General features: G+C 40.2%; 17 protein-coding genes and 1 tRNA gene. 12 read left to right on the top strand and 6 right to left on the bottom strand.

Annotated elements, in window-relative coordinates; translation table 11 throughout:
• Nucleotides 1-24: 24 nt before the first annotated feature.
• Nucleotides 25-1377 (bottom strand): hypothetical protein, encoded by a 1353-nt coding sequence (locus tag H0U71_06945; protein MBA2654787.1) that lies wholly within the window; start codon nucleotides 1375-1377, stop codon nucleotides 25-27.
• Between the two features lie 208 nt (nucleotides 1378-1585).
• On the opposite strand from H0U71_06945, the gene H0U71_06940 reads away from it, so the two are divergent.
• Nucleotides 1586-2845: a dicarboxylate/amino acid:cation symporter gene (locus tag H0U71_06940; protein ID MBA2654786.1), complete on the top strand. Its 1260-nt coding sequence runs from the start codon at nucleotides 1586-1588 to the stop codon at nucleotides 2843-2845.
• A gap of 111 nt (nucleotides 2846-2956) precedes the next feature.
• Here H0U71_06940 and H0U71_06935 read toward each other — a convergent pair whose 3' ends face one another.
• Together H0U71_06935 and H0U71_06930 are read right to left on the bottom strand one after the other, a co-directional pair.
• Entirely contained in the window at nucleotides 2957-3139 is a 183-nt protein-coding gene (locus tag H0U71_06935) for a PLDc N-terminal domain-containing protein (protein ID MBA2654785.1), read from the bottom strand.
• A gap of 109 nt (nucleotides 3140-3248) precedes the next feature.
• The gene (locus tag H0U71_06930; protein MBA2654784.1) at nucleotides 3249-4037 is read right to left on the bottom strand and encodes a hypothetical protein; all 789 of its coding nucleotides are present in this window, start codon (nucleotides 4035-4037) and stop codon (nucleotides 3249-3251) included.
• Between the two features lie 603 nt (nucleotides 4038-4640).
• On the opposite strand from H0U71_06930, the gene H0U71_06925 reads away from it, so the two are divergent.
• From H0U71_06925 to H0U71_06910, 4 genes are all read left to right on the top strand, one after another.
• The gene (locus H0U71_06925; protein ID MBA2654783.1) at nucleotides 4641-5009 is read left to right on the top strand and encodes a hypothetical protein; all 369 of its coding nucleotides are present in this window, start codon (nucleotides 4641-4643) and stop codon (nucleotides 5007-5009) included.
• A 7-nt stretch (nucleotides 5010-5016) separates the two neighbouring features.
• Nucleotides 5017-6624 carry a murein biosynthesis integral membrane protein MurJ gene (murJ, locus tag H0U71_06920; GenBank protein MBA2654782.1) on the top strand — a complete coding sequence of 536 codons (1608 nt, stop codon included), beginning with the start codon at nucleotides 5017-5019 and terminating at the stop codon, nucleotides 6622-6624.
• A 252-nt stretch (nucleotides 6625-6876) separates the two neighbouring features.
• Complete coding sequence (locus H0U71_06915) at nucleotides 6877-7818, top strand: hypothetical protein (protein MBA2654781.1); 942 nt, start codon at nucleotides 6877-6879, stop codon at nucleotides 7816-7818.
• A gap of 159 nt (nucleotides 7819-7977) precedes the next feature.
• Nucleotides 7978-8463 (top strand): PepSY domain-containing protein, encoded by a 486-nt coding sequence (locus tag H0U71_06910; protein MBA2654780.1) that lies wholly within the window; start codon nucleotides 7978-7980, stop codon nucleotides 8461-8463.
• Nucleotides 8464-8520: 57 nt separating this feature from the next.
• Here H0U71_06910 and H0U71_06905 read toward each other — a convergent pair whose 3' ends face one another.
• The 3 genes from H0U71_06905 to H0U71_06895 all read right to left on the bottom strand — a co-directional run bounded on the left by H0U71_06905 (nucleotide 8521) and on the right by H0U71_06895 (nucleotide 10791).
• Nucleotides 8521-9738 carry a hypothetical protein gene (locus tag H0U71_06905; protein MBA2654779.1) on the bottom strand — a complete coding sequence of 406 codons (1218 nt, stop codon included), beginning with the start codon at nucleotides 9736-9738 and terminating at the stop codon, nucleotides 8521-8523.
• Between the two features lie 82 nt (nucleotides 9739-9820).
• Nucleotides 9821-10345, bottom strand: coding sequence for a hypothetical protein (locus H0U71_06900; protein ID MBA2654778.1), 525 nt, complete (start codon nucleotides 10343-10345; stop codon nucleotides 9821-9823).
• Between the two features lie 137 nt (nucleotides 10346-10482).
• Nucleotides 10483-10791 carry a hypothetical protein gene (locus tag H0U71_06895; protein MBA2654777.1) on the bottom strand — a complete coding sequence of 103 codons (309 nt, stop codon included), beginning with the start codon at nucleotides 10789-10791 and terminating at the stop codon, nucleotides 10483-10485.
• A 280-nt stretch (nucleotides 10792-11071) separates the two neighbouring features.
• On the opposite strand from H0U71_06895, the gene H0U71_06890 reads away from it, so the two are divergent.
• The 7 genes from H0U71_06890 to pmbA all read left to right on the top strand — a co-directional run bounded on the left by H0U71_06890 (nucleotide 11072) and on the right by pmbA (nucleotide 20906).
• Nucleotides 11072-13483: a protein kinase family protein gene (locus H0U71_06890; protein MBA2654776.1), complete on the top strand. Its 2412-nt coding sequence runs from the start codon at nucleotides 11072-11074 to the stop codon at nucleotides 13481-13483.
• 172 nt (nucleotides 13484-13655) lie between these two features.
• Nucleotides 13656-13739: transfer RNA gene (locus tag H0U71_06885), tRNA-Leu, on the top strand.
• Between the two features lie 29 nt (nucleotides 13740-13768).
• Complete coding sequence (locus tag H0U71_06880; GenBank protein ID MBA2654775.1) at nucleotides 13769-15088, top strand: trigger factor; 1320 nt, start codon at nucleotides 13769-13771, stop codon at nucleotides 15086-15088.
• The gene (clpP, locus tag H0U71_06875) at nucleotides 15084-15722 is read left to right on the top strand and encodes an ATP-dependent Clp endopeptidase proteolytic subunit ClpP (protein ID MBA2654774.1); all 639 of its coding nucleotides are present in this window, start codon (nucleotides 15084-15086) and stop codon (nucleotides 15720-15722) included. The genes H0U71_06880 and clpP overlap by 5 nt, the downstream gene beginning before the upstream one ends.
• A 99-nt stretch (nucleotides 15723-15821) precedes the next feature.
• Nucleotides 15822-17078 (top strand): ATP-dependent Clp protease ATP-binding subunit ClpX, encoded by a 1257-nt coding sequence (gene clpX / locus H0U71_06870; GenBank protein ID MBA2654773.1) that lies wholly within the window; start codon nucleotides 15822-15824, stop codon nucleotides 17076-17078.
• A gap of 38 nt (nucleotides 17079-17116) precedes the next feature.
• On the top strand, nucleotides 17117-19531 hold the full coding sequence (lon, locus tag H0U71_06865; GenBank protein MBA2654772.1) for an endopeptidase La: 2415 nt from the start codon (nucleotides 17117-17119) through the stop codon (nucleotides 19529-19531).
• Nucleotides 19532-19580: 49 nt separating this feature from the next.
• Nucleotides 19581-20906, top strand: a complete 1326-nt coding sequence (gene pmbA / locus H0U71_06860) for a metalloprotease PmbA (protein MBA2654771.1) — start codon at nucleotides 19581-19583, stop codon at nucleotides 20904-20906.
• Nucleotides 20907-20909: the final 3 nt, after the last annotated feature.

Raw genomic sequence — 20909 nt, 5'->3', positions numbered from 1 at the left:
TTAAGCGCTTCGCCGTCAACAGTATTACAATGTTGCTTCAATTTCCAAATAAGGCCCTGCAAAACTAGCATCGATCGTGTGGCGGGTCCGGACCCCTACCGGAACAATCGGAGAGTCGTCAGTGAGAGGTCCAGAAGAAGGGTTGGTAGCTGTTGCAGCTAATCGATCTACTGCATTAAAAAAATGATTAACGTAATAACCTACTTCTATAGTGACTGTTCTACAATGTTCTAATTGAATGGTGTAATTAATTCCTATATTTGCTTCTAAGTTAGGTACAATTCTAGTAGTGCGATCAAATTCAAAATCTTGAATCTCGTTTATAGAGGTAGTAAATACACTCCCGATTGGAGGGGTCAAGTCATCAATAGAGATGTCAAATCCGGGCGTCCCCTCTGTCACTGTCGTAATCCCAGCGAGTGCAAGCGCAAGTTCACCTGTGGTGGTTTTTGATAAAGCACTTTGTTGTTTGCCAATTAACATCGCTGTAGAAAGACTTCCTACTAAACCGAAACCTCCCCCAATATGAAATGCGCCTTCCCCCCCCATCCGAGGACCGATGCCATTATAGGTACTAGTTTGTCGAATACTTTCTAGCAATTGCGATTGACTTGCTAACGTAATTGTCGAAAGCCCAGAGACCGTAAAAGGTTCAATGGTGCCTATAAAAGGACCTGAAAGCGTACTCTCAGAGGCGGTTAAATTGCCAATAACAAAGGTAGTATTGAAATTATTTTTTAAACGCGAATAACGTAATCCGCCAAAAAATCGTAGACGAATAAAGTTATCTATATTAATAAATTGGCCAGCATCTAAGTCAATAGAACCTTGCCGAATAGTATTTTTTACATCGCCTTCAATGGCCGAACCTGTTGCTTCGACTATCGCAGGATCAAACACGAGTCCACCCGGAAATGTTTCTACAGGGCCGCCGCCATCGCTGACGATGACATCGCCTATGATTCCCGGAACAAATGCCCGCACGGGAACCTGAAATTGTCGGGGATTCGGGGGATTAACGAAACCTTCAGGCGCCCCAGAATGGCTTCTATCTTTTTGTTCAAAGTCACTGTAGGTAAGTCTAATATCATTACCCGAGCACGGTATAAAGTAGCCTAGATACAATTTGTAACCAAAATCATAGCTGGGTCTGGAACTTTTATAGCGACCATCGCTTCTAGAGGTCGGAGAAGGGAATAGCAACGCATAGTCTACTTCAGGGGCGGAGGTTTTAATGAATAGCGCTCGGGCGCCAAATTCAAATGCCCTATTAAAGAGTGGCATATCCACTTCGAATTCACCGGAGCCAGTAGGTAATGCCCCGTAGGCACTAAGGCTTAAGGCAAAAGTAGCTAAAAACAGAGTAATTTTTTTCATCTATCTCAATCCATTGATGTTATATTGTGCTACTTCTTATTCGAGAAAAAGGTAACAGTTCAGCCAAATAGGGACGTTCTTGTCAATTCGAAATTGATGCTGAATAATTACAGGAAAAGTATCATATCTAACTATTCAAGAGAGCTCAATTCTCTTTTGCGGGATTGTAAGGGGGCGGCTCTGAGAGAACCGTAATTAAGGGTGAAAAATGTGCACAGCAAATAAGTCTAAGCAACGATTTTTGAATACATTCACATTGTACACGTTAATGATTGTACTGGGGATAGCAAGTGGCTTATCTGATATCTCGCTATTTAAAAATTTTGGCCTGGCAATTTCAGATATCTTTATTCGGATATTTCGCTGTATTAGTTTACCGATAATAGCCTTGTCACTTATCGTCACTCTCTCCAGTTATCGAGCTGAAGGAGTAATGAAAAAAATCTGGCAACGAATAATTCTATACACCCTTTCTACCACGATCATCGCAGCGACAGTGAGTTGCCTTTTATACCTCCTCATTAATCCTGCTAATATAAATCGGACCACATCCATTCCGGTAGTGAGTGCGAGTAGCACTAATTATTTTCAACACCTAGCTTCACTTATTCCCGCAAATATATTTGCCCCTTTTATCGATTATCAAGTAATGGCGGTGCTGTTGGTGGGGATAATTATAGGGATAGCGATCCGTTATATTCCGGAAGAAGGCCCACGTAATACCATCACCCAGTTTTTCAAAGGAATTCATGGCGTTTTTTTAGTTATTACTAAATGGGTAGTAACAATAATACCGCTGGGTCTTTACGGCTTTATCACTGCAACGGTGGTGCAATTGCGCGAAGGAATGAATATAGGGGGAATTGGGCAATATTTAGCGGTAGTGGTATTAGCGAATCTTGTTCAAGGTCTGATTGTGCTACCCCTCTGGCTGCGCTTAAATAATATAAGACCTTTTGAAACGCTGCGCAAAATGATGCCCGCCTTATCTGTGGCCTTCTTTTCCAAGTCTTCCGCAGGGACATTACCGATTACTATTGAAACCGCCGAAAAAAATCTTAACATCAATGCAAGAGTCAGCAGATTAGTGCTGCCACTTTGCACCAGCATTAATATGAATGGCTGCGCTGCGTTTATCTTTGCAACGGTTATCTATTTAATGCAGAACCACGGTATAGAAATAACCTTCGGAAAAATGATAGTCTGGATTTTCATCGCAACCATCGCTGCGATTGGCAATGCCGGGGTGCCGATGGGGTGTTTCTTTTTAAGTGCTAGTTTGTTATCGAGCATGAATATTCCGATTGCGCTTATGGGGGTTATACTGCCTTTTTATAGCCTGATCGATATGATTGAAACTTCCCTTAACGTGTGGTCTGATTCGTGTGTGACTACGGTCATTAATGCGCGAACAGTTGATGCAACTAAACAGAGTGATTTGGGTGAAAGCGATCTAGCCCTTAGATAGAAGCAAATAGCTCGGGGCGCAAAAGCTTCTAAATTACTGCTGAGTCGTTACAAAATATTTACCCTTCTTGAGAAGGGTAAATTTTAGTTATGAGCAGCTACTTACAGTCCCTTATCTGATTCTTCTGGGGCCGAAAATCAACCAGATCAAGAAGCCAAGGATAGGTAATATAAGAATCACAAACACCCAGACTACCTTGCTTAAGACGCCATTGTTACTAGCGACTACATTCACAATTGCCCAGATATCTAAAATAAGAACTATTAAGCCAAAAAAACCTTGATAATGATCCATATGACACCTCCTATGTGGATGTTTACTAGTATAGTGTAGTTCGTAATTGAGTATTTTGTCTAACCCACCGTTCCTTTGCTGCACTACGAGGGTGCGAACCTGTTGACACTTAAACTACGTTAACAGGGCTATAAGAAGGATCCTCAATTGCAGTGCTATTCTCATTATAATTCATTACTTGTTTAATTAAATCTGTAATCCTTACATGTGCCGCACCGTATTTTTCTTTTTCAGTACGAAAGGTCAAATATTTATCGAGAGGATGAATGATATATTTTTCACTTAAAGCTGAAATAGCAGCCAGAGCGCCGAAATAAAAGGTTAATTTTTTGAGTAAACTGAAGTTTGATTCTTCGTACAAAACATAATACAGACACACCAGTAAAATTAAAATATTTTGTGCAGAGCGATAAGAAGGCTTGGGAGCATTCTTATAAATCAATTTTTCTTCAATATTTTTTGCTTGATCCTTAGACCACTTAGGAATCCACTCAATCTTTTTAGCTTCCTGAGGAGAGCTACTGAGGATGTGAGAGTAATGACACTGAAGCTGGGTCAATAACGTTAAGATCACCAAGGCTGAGGCATGATTATTTTTATAATTCCACCTAGACTCGAAGACAGTTCCATTGGGAATAAAAATCATCTTGTTTAATTGAGCGGTCGCTTCTACTTCCCCTACTGTAAGACCTTGCTGAGATAAGACTTTATATATAATAGTCGGTGTGTTTAACGCCCCAAATTTAAGAACTAATAGAGCAAATTGCTGTTGAGATGTTTGCTGAATTTGTTCAATGGTTGCATTTGGCAGTGTATATATATGCTCGGCTTCCATTTGTAATTGTCTGAGCTGGGTTTCAATTTGTTCGCGTCTCATTTCGTTTGATCGGATTCTCATATAGCGTTCCTATTATTATAATGAAAAGTGAAACTCAGAAAAATGAGTAAGAATAGTGTACAGCAAGGGGCTTTAAATAGAAAAAAATCTTGATGGTGTATTATTAATTATTAATAATTCCTTAAGAATTTTGAGCTATAATTGTTGTTATGTTTAAATATTTACCACTGCACATTAGTAACTTCAATTAGCTATTGCCGCTGCGTAACATTCGTAGGAGAAAACTTATGAATTCTGATCAAACCGTTGTCCATCTAGTAAGTATTCTATATATAATAGGGCTAATTGTACTTTATTTTCATTAAAACTGCTTAAATATAGCCGAAATTTGTTCTACCCATTACCAAAAAAATTATCTTAATCCACACCGTAACTGCTTGTTGATTATTGATTCAACTCTAGATGGCTATGACTGCATGCATACTTGGATAGGCATATTACATAGACGCGTTCCGCTATACTCTTCCACTCGTCTCGCTACACCCTCTCCACGTCGTCCCGCGACTTGATTGCGGGATCTAATCTAGGTCCCAGGCAGGGATGGCATCTAGCTGGATGCCATGTTAAGGTATGCCCCTTATTGAACTACTTATATACTTTGTTATGAAAAAATTTATTTCATTATTAATCTTATTCTCTGCTTTGAACGTCCACGCTAATTCCATCGACCTTACGGGGCATTATCGATGTCAGGGTAATGACTTTCTAAATCATTCCACGTTTGATGAGCCCACGGTGGTTACCAAAACGGGTGAAACCTATTTGTTTACCTGGATCAATAAAAATTTGGTGTTTTACGGGACAGCAATTCTACAAGATAATGTCATCTCAAGTGTGTTTTGGACACCGACACATCTCAATGCCCCGGGTGTGGTGACATATAGAGTGCTACCCAATGGAGATCTAAAAGGAAAATGGTCTATAAAAGACTCCAGAATGGTAGGCGATGAGTATTGCACAAAACTAAAATAGGAATCTGATGGACGCCACCAAAAAAGCCTCCGAGAATATTACCCAGTCAAGTTTTGCTGCGATGGCAGGCGTCTTATTTTCAAGAGCTTCAGGTGTTGTGCGCACGATAATTGTGAATGCTAGTTTTGGTGCGGCGACTGCACTTGATGCATTCAATGCGGCCTTTCGTCTACCTAATAGCTTGAGAGATTTATTTGCCGATGGAGCGCTATCCGCTGCTTTTATGACGGCATTAGTTGCGGAAAAACAAAAAGGATTAAAGAGCGAACAGACATTGATCTCTATAGTATTAGGTTTCTTTGGAGTAGTTACTCTGCTCATTGCGGTCATAGCAATGATTTTTTCAGAGCAAATAATTAATCTTATCACTGATTCAAATTTTAAAATCACCGGTGCGTTAAGCGTTTCATCTGACCTCTTCAAATTTTTAATTTTTTATCTGCCACTCACCATGGTAAATGCAGTCATAATGGCTATTCTTGGAGTGCATCAAAAAACATTTCGTGCAATGAATGGTTCTATATTTCTAAGCGTGGGAATGATCTGCGGCGCACTCCTTTTTGCTCCGTTACTGAAGTCTTTTGGCATTTTAGGTATTTATGGTTTAGCCTTTGGGGCATTATTAGGTGCTGTGTTGCAAATGCTTTATCAAATGCTGCCCTTATTTAAACTACACTTGATTCCCCTGCCAAATTTAAATCCCAAAGTCTGGTTAAATTACAAACCGCTTAGAAAAATTCTTATCCAGATGACCCCTCGTGCTATAGGGCAAGGGGCAATGGTGATTGCATTGAGCATAAATACCTATTTTGCCACTCAAATAGGCACGGGTTTTCTAACTTACATCGTGACAGCAGTAACCATCATTCAAGTGCCCATTGGTTTGTTCGGTGTCGCTACAGGATTTGCCGCATTACCTGCTTTATTAGCGACGCTTGCAAAGAACGATGACACTAATTTCTCCCGACTCCTGATAGAAGGTTTACGTACCTCTTTTTGGTTAGCTTCTTTTACCACCCTTTGTTTTGCGCTTCTTATTTTTCCATTCTATGTTGTGTTATTTCAACATGGCAAGATTACTTTTTTTGATTCGATTAACAATAGTATTGCAATTTGTGCCTACTCAACGGGAATAATCTTAGCGTCAGGAAATAAGATTCTTTTGAATACTTTGTTCGCTTTAGATGGCACTCGTCAAATAGTGTATAACGCTTTCTTATATTTAATTGTTAATACCTTACTTAACATTTATTTGGTGCCTCGCTTTGGAGTTGTTGGCATTGGAATATCTTTTGGCATTGCGACGAGTATGGATTTTTGGATTAATTATTTTTCCATCAAAAAATATTTTCATCGCAAAGGTTATCATGGCTCTCCCTATCATTCGGGAGGTAAATTTTTTACTTATCAAACCTTGTTAATGAACCTGGCAACTTTTGTGATTTGCTTAGTGGGTGTTTGGTTGTTACAAAATGTTTGGTCAATGGTGGCATTAACTTTTTGGGAGGCGTGTATAATTTTAGTAACAGCAGGTAGTTTAATCAGCGCAATTTTCGTAATGGTTGTTTATAAATTCGGCCCCCCCCATCTAAAGAGTATCTTCAAAAAATACTGACAAAACTGAAGATCATTTAAATGTAGCCTTGATGAAATCAAGGAAACCCAAAAAGATCTAAATCATTAACGGATTTACCCTTAAAGATCATTTTAAATAAACCACTAAATATACCTGTAAGCCATTTAATCCTACAAATAAAGGCCAAATTGGACTTTTCTCATTAATCTAGTTAGAATGCCTCTACTGCATGGATTCGCTTTTCCCCGTCTTTTCTAATTAATAAAATGAGTGTTGCCAATGAAACTAATAATGAAAATTGTACTATTTTCAGTTACCTCTATTCTTTTTTCCAATGCAGTATCTGCAAATATTCATGTTCGAGATTACACGTCGCAATTTATAAAAGACTACCGCGCCTTGAAAACCAACAGTTTTGAGTCAAAGAAAAATTTTATTCTCAAATATGAGTTGGTAACGGTACCCGAAATATGCAGTATTTTTTTTGATGGTCATCCTATTCCGCGTGATCCCCGTATCGAAACATTATTTAAAAGCTATGTAGCCGACTTACCTGAACTGGTTGCAGCGTACGAGAAAAAGGTTCCAGAGATACGCACCATAGTCAGCGAAGTTCAAGAGAGAACTCAGCATCTTTTTGGCATGAAAATAAATGCGGATGTCGTATTGTCTACCTCTGTTTCAGAAACCGATGCAGTGACGACGGGAGACAATATCAGCAGGCCCGTTGTGGCATTAAATTTGCGCGAAATGGTCAAGTACTCGAATGATGACTTGAAAATCGTACTTGCTCATGAGCTATTCCATGTTCTTCAACATCAGATTGAAGTTGATCATTCAAATTCCGACATGATTGCCGGCAATTTATACAGTGAAGGTTGGGCCACTTATGCCTCTTCACTTGTCTACCCTGGCTATTCTGATTGGAAATATATCTCCTATTTCACCAAGGATAATTCGCAATTTTTAAAATTCCAAGCAAACAAAAAAGCGATCATTCATGATATTTTGAAAGATTGGAACAGTCATAATGAACGTAAATACAATAAATATTTTTCTGCTGATGGCGGCGCTAGCAAACCTTTTGAACCACGAAGCGGTTACTACATAGGTTATTTGGCCGCAAAGACACTTGCAGAAAAAAGGCCGGCCGTCCAAGTAGCTTTAATAAAATACAATGACTACAAACGCCAGATAAAGCCGCTTTTAAAGAAAATGTCTGAAATAAGTTAGTAACCCCCCTCTACGCGATGGAGGGGAGGCTTTAAATCTGCTGCTCTCGGTAGAAGATGCCTCCATTCGAGTCGTGATATTACTAAAAACTTAATGACGCTAGAAATTTTCTAGTTTATAATTTGCAATCTAATTACCAAACAGTAAAGGGAATTCAATATGAAAAAATTAGTTCGTTTTCTTGCTATCGCTTCTTTAGTTTCAGCCTTCTCTCAACCAATTTTTGCGGCTGATCAAACCACCACCACAACGTCAACAACGACTGCTTCAACTGATGCCAACGCAGCTGCTAAGGCTAAGGCAATGAGCATGTCTAATCTGCTGCAACAATTACAAAAAGCAGGTTATATCGTTAAAAGCGCTGAATACAACAAAGATGACAATCAATATAAAGTTGAAGCAATTGATAAACATGGTGAAAAGCAAACTTTAGAAGTTAATGGCACATCCGGCTTAACGGCAGACCAGAAGAAGACTCCTAGCGAAGTTCCAGTAGCTCAAGCGGTAAAAAAACTTGAGAAAAATGGCGCTTCTGTAGTTTCTGTTACTATGGATAACGATGCATACAAAGTTACCGTAATAGATAACAAAGGTAATCAAAAAGACGTTACTATTAATATGCAAACAGGCCAAGTTTCTGCATAGTATTTAAGAAAATGAAATCAAGAGAGCAATCTCTTGATTTCATTTTCTCTGCTTCTATTATTTAGGACCAGATGGCTCTGAGTCACTGCTATCTTCTTCAGAGTCCGATCCAGCAAATTGAATCCCATTTTCAGAACTATATCGAACTTCCTCCTCATCTCCGGAATGATGGCCCTCTAATTCACGGTACTCAAAGTTGCTATTACTTAATTGTGGTTGACTAAAGAAAGCGTTTCTATTTTTGCTGCCTACATTGAAAGCAGCGCCTCTTGTTGAGGTGGTTGAATTTGTAAGAAGTGGCTGTTTCTCTAAATTCTCCCTTGTTGTCGACATAGAGTGGCTATGGTCGTCATGGAATTTTTTTGCACCGACCAGCAATGCCTGTGCCAGGGCATAACAAATAATGGAATAAAACACACTATCCTTAATGTCAGTAGAATCCTCAATATCGGTTACCCAATCAAAGAGTAGCGTGGGCAAAAATACCCCCACTGCGAGGGCAAACATCACTGCGCGGACAAAGGAAGCAGGGGTAAAGCACACGACTTTATTGTCATCATTTGCCTGAGTGACGGGAAGATTCGCTAATACGCTGGTAATACTAAAACCAATCTGAAGGGCAAGATAAACTTCAGCAGGAATTTTTAGCCCTAGTCCTGTTAGGAGTCCAGATGTCGAACTGGCTAAACCGACGCCTGCAAGCACGTCGTAAATTGTTTCTGCAGGATATTGGATAAGATATTTGGCCGGTCTTTTATGAAAAAATGCATGATCTCTAAAAACATTAAGTAAGGACTTACTGGTCGTTAATAGCAAGGTAGACCCTAAGCCGAGTGCGACGGTAGTCTGATTAGGCTTTTGGGAACTTTGCATAGATAATGTGGCCACTGTGGAACCTGCTAGCGCTTCAACTACAGAAAGAAAATTATGATAATGATTGTCATTGATGATCTGTTTTCTATTGAGTATCTCTAAAGTTGTTCCCGCCACACCTGCGCTCACAACCAGAATATAACCTAGCTTACTTTCATTGCCTGGGTCTGCCACTATGGTTAGATAAATGGAGTAACCTAGAGATGCACCAGTTGCACCAGCAATAAATGGATTAATGACATAGTTTTTGAACTGCTTGCCGCGAGTTTTGGCTCTTTCTATAAGGGTTTGTGAGGGTACTATTGGAGGGGCTGAGGAATCAATTTCCTCAATTTCCACATGGGCTTGTGAGGGTATTATTTCGGGGGCTATAGTATCAATTTGCTCAATAGCGTTATACATGACGTATCTACCTTTAAGTATGAATGTAACTGGATAAAGAGGGAATAATCAGGGGAGCTGGTCTCCCCTGATGAGTATCATATTAGCCAAATTTGTTACCGTGCCAATGAAAATCATCAATAAATAAAACGGTGTATCCCATTGAGATCGGCTTATGGGTGCGTTCCTTCGAGAGCGATTTAGCGCTGTAAGTGATTTCCTGTTTTTGTGCATCATAAACAGGGTTAGAGAGCACAAATACACGATTTATTTTGTGGCCATTTTTGAGGTCAGACGTTTCTATCGCCACATTCGGTGGGCTAGATTGAATATCACGATTTTGCCACATAGATACAAATTCCTGAGTAGGCACTATCCCAGTGACGCGATTGGGGCGATCGGTAAAATAACTGGTGAAGGGATCAACATTTTTTAACGTCAACCGATACGATCCGGCTTCATTTTTATTTGGCACGAGTTCGCCTGCATTAGCCACTTGAATAAATAGAACTTGGGTGTTTTCTTTCAGAGAGGTAATAGGTTTTTGTGCGAAAGCTGATAAGCTCAAAAAGCTACTAATTAGGAAAAATAATCCAGTAGCTACTACATAAATATTTTTTCTCTTCATATATCTCTTCCTAATGTTGTGATCTGTTCATATTATATTTCTAATAAAAATACCATAGTAAACCGATGTTTTTTATTAAACAAGAGCAAAAACCCCTGGATATATTACTATTGCAACGCTTTAATTTCATCTTAAGCCTAACGGCGATCCCCATACCCTGTTTCACAATTATTGCAGCGGTTACAGCCACAACAGTCTGACCCATAAGGATAGGTGAAGTTATCATAGGGGATGGCTGATCTGACCGCCCCTGGAGTGGGCCCATAACCACCATATACCGGGACGCCACTTTGAGCAGTATAAGGGACGCCTGCACTTCCTACACCCACACCTAACCCCACACCAGCGCCGCTAGAATAGCCGCCTACGTCAGCTTGATATAACGAATCAGCAAAGCCATTAACAGTAAAAAAGGCGCCCACTAAAAATAAAATCCCTCTAATCATGATTGTCTCCTTTTAATTTTATTATAGATCCCTTTGCCCTCAAGTTGACGAGAAAGGGATTAAATGACTGGGGGCCTCAAGGCAACTCTATAGAAACAGTAGCCTTGATGCAGCAAAGCGGAATCAAGGAAAAACCACAAGATAACGCAATGGTGAGTCAATCTCATATACCCCTCCGCCTACAAAAATATTATCCTAAATAGACCGCCTATTTAAGCTTTTCATAATACTTATTGAGAATAGGTGGAGTATACTGTGTCTAATAAATAGGTGATGTACTATGGCTGCAACTCGAAAAAGCAAGGTTACTTTTGGTCCCTTTGAAATTGGTCACTCTAGGCTCATTGCGCCTGAAGGAACCACTTTTGAATTATGGAGCAATCTTCGTACTCAAGCGAATCAAAAAGAAGTACTAAAATCACTCCACCTCCCTGCGGGGGTCCTCCCTATCGGTCCCAATGGTCGGCTTGTATTTGGAGAAGGAAATTTTGGAAGGGTACGTTTAGCAAGGTGTAATGGTCAATTTCTTGCTGTAAAAAAAACCAAGTGGGAACCCGGCAAAGAAATGGAGATTCAAAGTACGTTTCGAGAATATTGTTATGGCCGTGAACTGATTAAACAAAATATTCCAAATGTGATGGCGCCGCTCGGCATATTGGATGCTCCTTCCTCTAAGGGTGGACATAAAATCTATCAATTTATGCCTCTTGCCACACTGGGCTCTGGTTTACAGTTAAAATCACTTTTGAAATATCTAGACGGCCCAGAACGAAATAGAATACTTATTTACACCGCTTCAATTATTCTCTCAACATTTACTCAAATGCAAAACACTCAAATGTTTCATCGCGATTTTAAAGCAAGTAATTTATTGATTAATAATGACGGCAATATTTACGTATCTGATTTTGGAGGTGGCTACATCGCGAGGCCGGCGGACTTTAATGCAAATGAAGAATTTCAAGTCTCAGCTATGATCGATACCCTTTTTTGTTCTCCGGAGTTACATCATTTAACTATGACCAATAATCCTATCTATGAGCAAATTGATTATATGAAAGGGTTGGATAATTGGCGGGTGGGGCTTACTTTACTAGAATTGTGTGGCTGTATAAAAGCAGGGCAGGGGATATTGCGAAGTGTCAGATATCTTTCAGATGATGAAAAGCAAGATCTATTCGGCTACTTCAGAAATGAGTTACAAAAAATTAAAAACACTTCTGCACATAAAATTCCTCCCGAATTATATGACACCATTTTCAGTTTGTTAGAGGTGGATTATCCTCAAAGGGCGACTGCAGCATCAGCATTAGACACATTAGCTCTTAACACCAGACTCCCGGAGAGAAGTGAAGTAACTACTACATTTCGTACGTTGACAAAATGTAAGATGCCACATGCGGTAATAGATGCAATTAACAAGGCATTGAAACAAGAGTTGTATGTGGACCGCATTAACGAAATTGCCAAACAATTTCCCCAAGGCACGGGAGCCTATGATCAAAAAAGCAAAGAGTATTTGGAAAACTATAAGCATGCTAAGACGCGTCTTAACGAATTGTTGAATGATCCTAACTTACAGTTGCATACACTCAATGGATTTGTTGAATCCACGCTTAAGACGAGAGCGGTTAAAGTTAATAAAGAACAGTTTAATGTATTACAGGCTTTAGTTCGGTATCAGTTTCTGCAGAAAGAAAAATTGTTGGATGTTATTCAGGTACAATTTACCCCTCATAATATTGATAGTTTGCGCGATAGTGTGGCAGTCATTAATGCAGCAACTGATGTTGAAACCATGGAAAAAAATAGCTCGCGCTTATTAGAGCTTTCTCAGACTATTAAACAATTAAATTATTTTGCAACCAGCTACCCTTATTTCTACCCGACAAGTAAGCCTTTTCAGCAAGCTATCAAAAAGCTTAATCATCTCAAAAAGTATTTTAATAATTCCATTAAGAAATTTCTGTTGCATTTTAGTAAAGAAATTAATTCCATATTGCAGCAGATAGAGCATCCTGAAACAACGAAATTGAGCCATTTCGAATTGTTAGAGCAGCTGCGAAAAACCCTTCACACGGCAGAAACTTTTATGCCGGTTTTTAAACATTCAGAGATTTCGTCTAAAAAGATTACAAAATTTGAGGAATTAATGAATCAAGCTTATCTGCAGCAAACCCATCTAGTCGAACCTCTGCATAGAAATGAACAGTTTGAAGATGTTTTAGAGCTGAAAAAGCACGATGGTTTTCGATCGAGTGCTGACCCGATTGTAGACCCTATTGAAACACCTGTAGCAGTAGAAGGCACGAGCCTGGTATATTTGAAGTCTAAAGAACGAGTTCATTACCACCGCACTCCTGATTATTTAAACACCATCAAGGCATCAGAACAGGTATTTGCTAGGCAGCATGGTTACACTCCAGAAGAACAAAAGCTGGTTGTCAAAATGGTCGATGATTTTATGTCTACTCACAAGCAGCGTATTTCAATCAAGGGTAATCAGAGGTTGGCTAAGCATGCGGCTATGTACTTACACCATAAAGATGAAAATTTATTGATCTATGTGAATGGAAAAAGATATCCTCACGGGATGATTAGTGAGTTTGAAAAAGTGCTTCATAGCCCTCATGGATCTGAAGAGGGTCGTTTGGAGTCCTCTCCCGCGTCCTTGAAAAGGGGTGATCATTAATTGACCAGTGACAGTGATTTCACTTAATTCCTTGTCAACATTTAATAAGAATATTATTCTTAGAAGTTCGGGGGAGTACCCATTGAAATATATACTAAAATTAAGTGAATTACTCTTTGTAATTACAAATTAAGGATCAGCCTCAAGATACCTTTTGTTTTATCCGTTTTATGCGAGAGTGGCGAAATGGCAGACGCGCTGGATTTAGGTTCCAGTGGGGTAACCTGTGAGAGTTCGAGTCTCTCCTCTCGCACCATTTGCAATTGTTCAATAAGAGGAAATTAAATGCAGTCAGAAGTTGAAAACTTGAGTGGTTTATCACGCAAAATTAAAGTCACTGTTCCCCAACAGCAAGTTCAAGAAGAAGTCGACAAACGCATTAAAGATCTAGCCAAAACAGTCACAAGAAAAGGTTTTAGACAGGGGAAGGTTCCTAAAACAGTGGTTGAAAGGGAATATGGCCCAGCTGTGCGTCAAGAAGTCATACAAGATATCTTATGGCAGACGTTGCAACAGGCCTTCAAAGAGCAAAACCTCTACCCTGCAGGTACACCTCAAATTGAATTAAAAAACATTGAAGTCAATGCTCCACTGCAATATGAAGCCAGTTTCGAGGTTTTTCCTGAGATTAAACTCGACATCGAGGATATAACTATTGAAAAACCTGCAACAAAGATCGATGAAGCACATGTAACTGATGTTATCGAAAAGCTTCGTAAACAAAACATTAACTGGAAAGAGGTTGATCGTGCTGCAGCCCCAGGAGATCTAGTTGTTATTGATTTCGAAGGATTCATTGATAATTTAGCCTTTGAAGGAGGCTCTGCAAAAGATTTCCGATTAGAATTAGGTAGCAAAATGATGATACCTGGTTTTGAAGAGCCTATTTTAGGGGCAAAAGCAGGCGACGCGGTTGAAGCCGAGGTTGTATTTCCAGAGGATTATCATGCTAAACAATATGCCAGCAAGCCGGCAAAGTTTGCAGTGAAAATTAACAAAGTCATGGAAGCTGAGCTTCCTGACCTTAATGATGCCTTTGCGGCTGATTTAGGAGTTTCTAATGGCTCTTTAGAGGGTTTACAAACTGAAGTTCGTCAGAACCTAGAAAATGAGCTTGAGCGTCGCATACGTGACAAGGTTAAGGTTCAAATCATAGACAAAATGTTAGCAAAGAATGAAATCGATGTGCCCCAAGCAGCCGTTGAAGAAGAAATCAAACGTTTACAAAAAATGATGCAAAAGCAGCTTTCAGCTCAAACTGGGCAGAAAGAAGGCCCACTAATGCCGCGGGAACATTTCGAAGATCAGGCACGTAAAAATGTGATCCTAGGTCTTCTTTTATCACAGTGGATACAGGACAACCAATTGAAGGTAGATGCTGCTAAAGTAAGAGATAGAGTAGATCAAATTGCTTCTGGCTATCATCATCCTCATGAAATTGTTAATTGGTACTATGGCAATAAGGAAGCTTTAGCTGAAGTTGAAGGCATGGTTTTAGAAGAGCAGGCCATAGATAAAATCTTAGAGGTAGTTAAAGTCGTCGATAAACCCGTTTCGTTCGAAGAGTTAATGAATGTAGGTATGCAAAGAGGTGAAGATGATTAATCAATTGGTCCCTATGGTAGTCGAGCAGACAGCTCGTGGCGAACGTGCCTATGATATATATTCCCGCCTTCTCAAAGAACGCGTGATCTTTCTCGTAGGTGAAATTGAGCAGCATATGGCCAATCTAATTATCGCTCAATTATTATTCTTAGAATCTGAAAACCCAGATAAGGACATTAACCTTTATATTAATTCTCCAGGTGGTGTAGTAACAGCGGGCTTAGCTATTTACGATACTATGCAATTCATTAAGCCTGACGTCAGTACACTTTGTATTGGGCATGCTGCGAGTGCTGGAGCACTAGTGCTTGCTTCAGGCGCTAAAGGCAAGCGTTATTGTCTGCCCCATTCAACGGTGATGATTCACCAAGTCTTAGGTGGCTATCAAGGTCAAGGCACTGATATCCAAATCCACGCAAAAGAAACCCTTCGAATCGCCGAAACATTAAATGCAATTTTGGCAATGCATACCGGCAAACCCATTGAGCAAATTCGCAAAGATACTGATCGAGACAACTTTATGTCGCCTGAATCCGCGGTAGCCTATGGTTTAATAGATAAGGTGATTACCAACCGAGTCAATATTCCCGGCACTTCGAGCTCCAAAACCGCTGAGGTTGAGGATAAGGGATGACAATCACTCCCGCATCTCATAATTAATTTATTATCTATAATTGAAATAGTAACTTACTACCCACATATATGTAGTGGTTGAATTTACGAGGTAGGGCTAATGACCGACGAAAACAAGGTTCTTTACTGCTCATTTTGCGGCAAAAGTCAGCATGAAGTCCGAAAGCTGATTGCTGGACCTTCTGTATATGTATGTGATGAATGTGTCGAGCTATGTAACGACATTATCCGCGAAGAAGAGCTCACCAAACAGATTCCCGAAGCTCAAAACAAGTTGCCCACACCGCAAAAAATCAAAACTGCGCTTGACGAATACGTTATAGGTCAATCCTTTGCTAAAAAAGCGCTTTCAGTTGCAGTTTATAATCATTATAAACGCATCGAATCCAATGCGAATGACGATAACGATGTTGAGTTGAGTAAAAGTAATATTTTATTGATAGGGCCTACGGGTTCAGGCAAGACGTTATTAGCAGAAACACTCGCCAGAGTATTAAATGTACCCTTTGCGATTGCAGATGCCACTACCCTTACCGAAGCAGGGTATGTTGGGGAAGATGTTGAAAATATAATCCAAAAGCTTTTGCAAAAATGTGATTATGATGTTGAAAAAGCTCAAATTGGTATTGTCTACATTGACGAAATCGACAAGATTTCACGCAAATCTGATAATCCTTCCATAACCCGTGACGTTTCGGGTGAAGGAGTTCAGCAGGCTCTTTTAAAATTGATTGAAGGGACTGTTGCCAGTATCCCCCCGCAGGGAGGTCGAAAGCACCCACAACAAGAATTTTTACATGTGAATACGAAGAATATTCTGTTCATCTGTGGAGGAGCTTTTGCTGATCTAGATAGAATTATCCGAGAAAGAACCGAGAAGGGTGGTATTGGCTTTTCTGCTGAAGTCAAAAGTAAGGAAGAAAGAAAGACCGGTGATTTACTGCGTAGTGTAGAACCAGAAGATTTGATTAAATTTGGCTTGATTCCTGAATTCATCGGTCGTTTACCTGTACTAGCGACTCTCGAAGAGCTTGATGAAGAAGCCTTAATCCGCGTGCTAACTGAACCTAAAAATGCCCTTACTAAGCAATATTCAAAATTATTTTCGATGGAGCAGGTGGATATTGAATTTAGAGATTCGGCACTCCGCGCCATAGCGAAAAAATCCCTTTCTCGTAAAGCTGGAGCCCGTGGCCTGCGATCTATCCTTGAAAATGTTTTATTAGATATCATGTATGAATTGCCGTCCATTCAAGGGTTGAGCAAAGTTGTAATTGATGATTCTGTCATAAATGCAGAATCAGCTCCTATACTAATATATGAGAATAAGGAACCATCGAGAGCTGCTTCTGATTAAGTGGTAAGGTATAGCCTAAAAAAGAGAAGATTAAAATTATGAGCGACAAGAAAACACTTTCAAATATGCCCGTTTTACCATTGCGTGATGTTGTAGTATATCCTCATATGGTAATTCCATTATTTGTGGGTAGGCCTAAGTCAATTAAGGCCTTAGATTCTGCGATGAATGATGGTAAACAAATTTTTTTAGTGGCACAAAAAGACCCCAGCGTAGACGAGCCCACCATTGAAGACTTCTATGAAGTGGGAACTATTTCAACTGTTTTACAGCTATTAAAGCTTCCTGATGGAACTGTAAAAGTATTGGTAGAGGGCAATAAACGTGCCCATATTATCCGCTTTACGGAGGAAGAAGATTTTTATAATGCTGATATTCAATTTATGAAGGATATCTCAGGGCCGCAGAGCGACATGGAAGTTGTTATTCGCTCATTGCTAATGCAGTTTGAACAATACGTGAAACTCAATAAACGGATACCTCCTGAGATTTTGACCTCACTTTCCAGCATTGATGATCCGGCTCGGCTAGCGGATACTATCGCAGCGCATGTTCCCCTCAAAATTGTCGATAAACAAAAAATATTAGAATCCACCTCTATCTTAGAACGCTTGGAGCTTGTTTTAGCTTATCTAGAAGCTGAGATGGATCTGTTGCAAATTGAGAAAAAAATACAAAATCGCGTTAAGAAGCAGATGGAAAAAAGTCAGCGCGAATATTATCTCAATGAAAAAATGAAGGCGATTCAAAAAGAACTTGGTGAGATTGATGAGATGGGTGGCGGCACCGATATCGATCAACTTAAAGAAAAAATTGATAAAGCCGGCATGTCTGCTGAAGCCAAAGATAAGGCGATGGCAGAACTTAATAAGCTTCGAATGATGCCTCCTATGTCAGCAGAGGCTACTGTTTCTCGGAATTATCTTGATTGGTTATTAGGCGTTCCTTGGAAGAAACGTACTAAAGTTAGTGACGATTTGAAGAAAGCCGAAGATATTCTAGAACGAGAACATTATGGGCTTGAAAAAGTTAAAGAAAGAATTCTGGAATATTTAGCTGTGCAACAACGCGCCAAAAAAGTTAAAGGACCTATCCTGTGTCTCGTAGGGCCTCCTGGGGTGGGTAAGACCTCCTTAGGCCAATCTATTGCTAATGCTACTGGCCGAGAATTTGTACGTATCTCTTTGGGCGGGATTCGCGATGAAGCTGAAATTCGGGGTCATAGAAGAACGTATATTGGTTCTATGCCCGGAAAAATAATTCAAAAATTAAGCAAAGTAAAAGTACGTAATCCTCTGTTTATGTTGGATGAAGTGGATAAAATGGCCATGGATTTTAGGGGTGACCCTGCTTCAGCCTTACTCGAAGTGCTCGATCCAGAACAAAACTCGACTTTTAATGATCATTATTTAGAAGTGGATTACGATTTATCAGACGTGATGTTCATTGCTACAGCGAACTCGTTAGACATACCTCCAGCCTTGCTTGACCGTATGGAAGTTATTAGGTTGGCGGGATATACCGAGGAAGAGAAAATCAATATCGCCACACGATATTTGATTCCAAAACAGCAGACAGGCAGTGGTCTTAAAGAAGAAGAGATCAAAATTACAGAACAAGCCGTTAGAGAAATTATTCGACATTATACGCGTGAAGCGGGTGTCAGAAGTGTGGAACGCGCTATCTCTAAAATTGCACGTAAGGTGGTGAAAGAAATTATTCTTAAACCAACTATGAAAAAACGTATCGTCACGAGTAAGAATATTGAAAAATACTTAGGCGTTAAGAAATTCCGCTATGGTGAAATTGACAAAGATAATCAGGTGGGCCAAGTCACCGGATTGGCGTGGACCGAGTTTGGAGGAGAGCTCCTCAAGATAGAGGCGGTAGCAATTCCGGGCAAGGGCAAGTCAACTTTTACCGGTCGTTTAGGGGATGTGATGCAAGAATCTATCCAAGCGGCAATGACAGTGGTTAGAAGTCGAGCAAAATTACTAGGCATACCAGAAGATTTCTTCCATGCGTATGATTTCCACGTGCATGTACCTGAAGGTGCCACTCCAAAAGATGGACCTAGCGCAGGGATTGGCATGTGTACTGCATTAGTTTCAACGCTGGCTAAGATTCCAGTGAGGGCAGATGTGGCAATGACAGGGGAAATCACCTTGCGAGGTGAAGTATTACCTATCGGCGGATTAAAAGAAAAACTAATCGCGGCGCTCCGGGGCAGAGTCAAAACCGTTATTATCCCAGCCGAGAATAAAAGAGATTTAAAAGAAATTCCTAAAAACATTACCCAAAATTTAGACATTCGACCGGTGCGTTGGATAGATGAAGTCCTTGAAGTCGCCTTGGAGCATTTGCCTCAAGTTATTACTGATGATCAAGAGGTATTAGTGGTTCATGGGAGCCCAGGTAGGAAAAAAGTTAAACAACAAGAAAGTGCGCATTAATCCTAATATTGAGGATTAATGCTTATCCTGAGAGGTTAACCCGGAACACATGAATATTTTTGATAAAAGTCATTATGAAAACCTGAGTGCTGACATTCTCGAAAAAGCTAAAAAGCAAGGCGCTTCACATGCAGAAGTTACCATGAGTCTAGAGGCGGGATTTACAGTGTCGTCTCGTTTGAAACAGGTAGAGACGGTAGAACATCATCACGACAAAGGCATCGGCATAACCGTTTTTTTTGGTCAACAGTCGGGATCGGCTAGCTCATCCGATTTGTCGCCTCTCGCCCTTGATACGACTATCGCAAAGGCATGCAATATTGCAAAGTATACCAGTTCTGATCCTTATTCTGGCCTCGCTGAAAAATCTCAGATGGCATTTGATTATCCAGATTTAAATCTAGATCATCCGTGGGAAATTACGCCTGAAGCCGCATTGGACTTTACAATTGAATGTGAAACCTTGGCAATGGAAAATCCCCGCATCACTAATTCTGAAGGGTCCTCACTTTCAAGCCATCGTTCTTTGCAGGTGTATGCTAATACGCATGGCTTTACCGGTTCCTACCTTACCACTCAACATAGCCTTAATTGTGTTTTAATCGCGCAAGAGAATGGTCATATGCATCGGGATTATGATTACACTATTGCTAGAAACGCAGCGGATATGAAGAAAATTGAAGATTTGGCTAGAAAAGCGAGCGAAAAAACTATCAACCGATTAGGTGCTAGACGTCTTACCACCCGCACTGCACCCGTTGTGTTCAGCGCAGACATCGCCAAGTCTCTATTGAGCAATTATATCAGTGCGACGAGTGGTGGCAGTATCTATCGAAAGTCCTCTTTTTTAGTGGACCACTTAAATAAGCCCGTCTTTCCTTCCCATATTAGTTTGACTCAACATCCACACCTTCCAAAAGCGGTGGGGAGTGCTCCTTTTGATGGTGAAGGTGTGCGCACCCTTAAACAAGATTTTGTGTGTGATGGCGTTTTGCAAAACTATATATTGAGCAGCTACTCTGCGCGCAAACTGGGTATGCAAACAACCGGTAATGCGGGGGGTGTCTACAATCTATTAATAACCACCAGTGATCTCTCTTTTGAAGAGCTGCTTAAAAATATGGATACTGGCTTATTAGTCACAGAGCTCATCGGTCAAGGGGTTAATATCGTCACCGGGGATTACTCCCGAGGTGCTTTTGGCTATTGGGTGGAGAACGGAAAAATTCAATATCCTGTCGAAGAAATAACTATCGCTGGGAATCTACAAGAGATGTTCATGAATATTGTGGCTGTAAGCAATGATATTGACACGCGAAGTCGCATCCACACCGGCTCGATATTGATCGATAGCATGACCATAGCAGGCGAATAAAGC

Source organism: Gammaproteobacteria bacterium (assembly GCA_013697705.1).
GTDB lineage: Bacteria > Pseudomonadota > Gammaproteobacteria > UBA6002 > UBA6002 > UBA6002.
Note: the sequence above shows the minus strand (reverse complement) of the source record. Positions and strands in the feature narration are given on the sequence as shown.

Bases quoted from the DNA above. Each gene is read 5' to 3' on its own strand.
- H0U71_06945 (MBA2654787.1), bottom strand. From the start codon at position 1,377: ATGAAAAAAATTACTCTGTTTTTAGCTACTTTTGCCTTAAGCCTTAGT.
- H0U71_06940 (MBA2654786.1), top strand. From the start codon at position 1,586: ATGTGCACAGCAAATAAGTCTAAGCAACGATTTTTGAATACATTCACA.
- H0U71_06935 (MBA2654785.1), bottom strand. From the start codon at position 3,139: ATGGATCATTATCAAGGTTTTTTTGGCTTAATAGTTCTTATTTTAGAT.
- H0U71_06930 (MBA2654784.1), bottom strand. From the start codon at position 4,037: ATGAGAATCCGATCAAACGAAATGAGACGCGAACAAATTGAAACCCAG.
- H0U71_06925 (MBA2654783.1), top strand. From the start codon at position 4,641: ATGAAAAAATTTATTTCATTATTAATCTTATTCTCTGCTTTGAACGTC.
- murJ (MBA2654782.1), top strand. From the start codon at position 5,017: ATGGACGCCACCAAAAAAGCCTCCGAGAATATTACCCAGTCAAGTTTT.
- H0U71_06915 (MBA2654781.1), top strand. From the start codon at position 6,877: ATGAAAATTGTACTATTTTCAGTTACCTCTATTCTTTTTTCCAATGCA.
- H0U71_06910 (MBA2654780.1), top strand. From the start codon at position 7,978: ATGAAAAAATTAGTTCGTTTTCTTGCTATCGCTTCTTTAGTTTCAGCC.
- H0U71_06905 (MBA2654779.1), bottom strand. From the start codon at position 9,738: ATGTATAACGCTATTGAGCAAATTGATACTATAGCCCCCGAAATAATA.
- H0U71_06900 (MBA2654778.1), bottom strand. From the start codon at position 10,345: ATGAAGAGAAAAAATATTTATGTAGTAGCTACTGGATTATTTTTCCTA.
- H0U71_06895 (MBA2654777.1), bottom strand. From the start codon at position 10,791: ATGATTAGAGGGATTTTATTTTTAGTGGGCGCCTTTTTTACTGTTAAT.
- H0U71_06890 (MBA2654776.1), top strand. From the start codon at position 11,072: ATGGCTGCAACTCGAAAAAGCAAGGTTACTTTTGGTCCCTTTGAAATT.
- H0U71_06880 (MBA2654775.1), top strand. From the start codon at position 13,769: ATGCAGTCAGAAGTTGAAAACTTGAGTGGTTTATCACGCAAAATTAAA.
- clpX (MBA2654773.1), top strand. From the start codon at position 15,822: ATGACCGACGAAAACAAGGTTCTTTACTGCTCATTTTGCGGCAAAAGT.
- lon (MBA2654772.1), top strand. From the start codon at position 17,117: ATGAGCGACAAGAAAACACTTTCAAATATGCCCGTTTTACCATTGCGT.
- pmbA (MBA2654771.1), top strand. From the start codon at position 19,581: ATGAATATTTTTGATAAAAGTCATTATGAAAACCTGAGTGCTGACATT.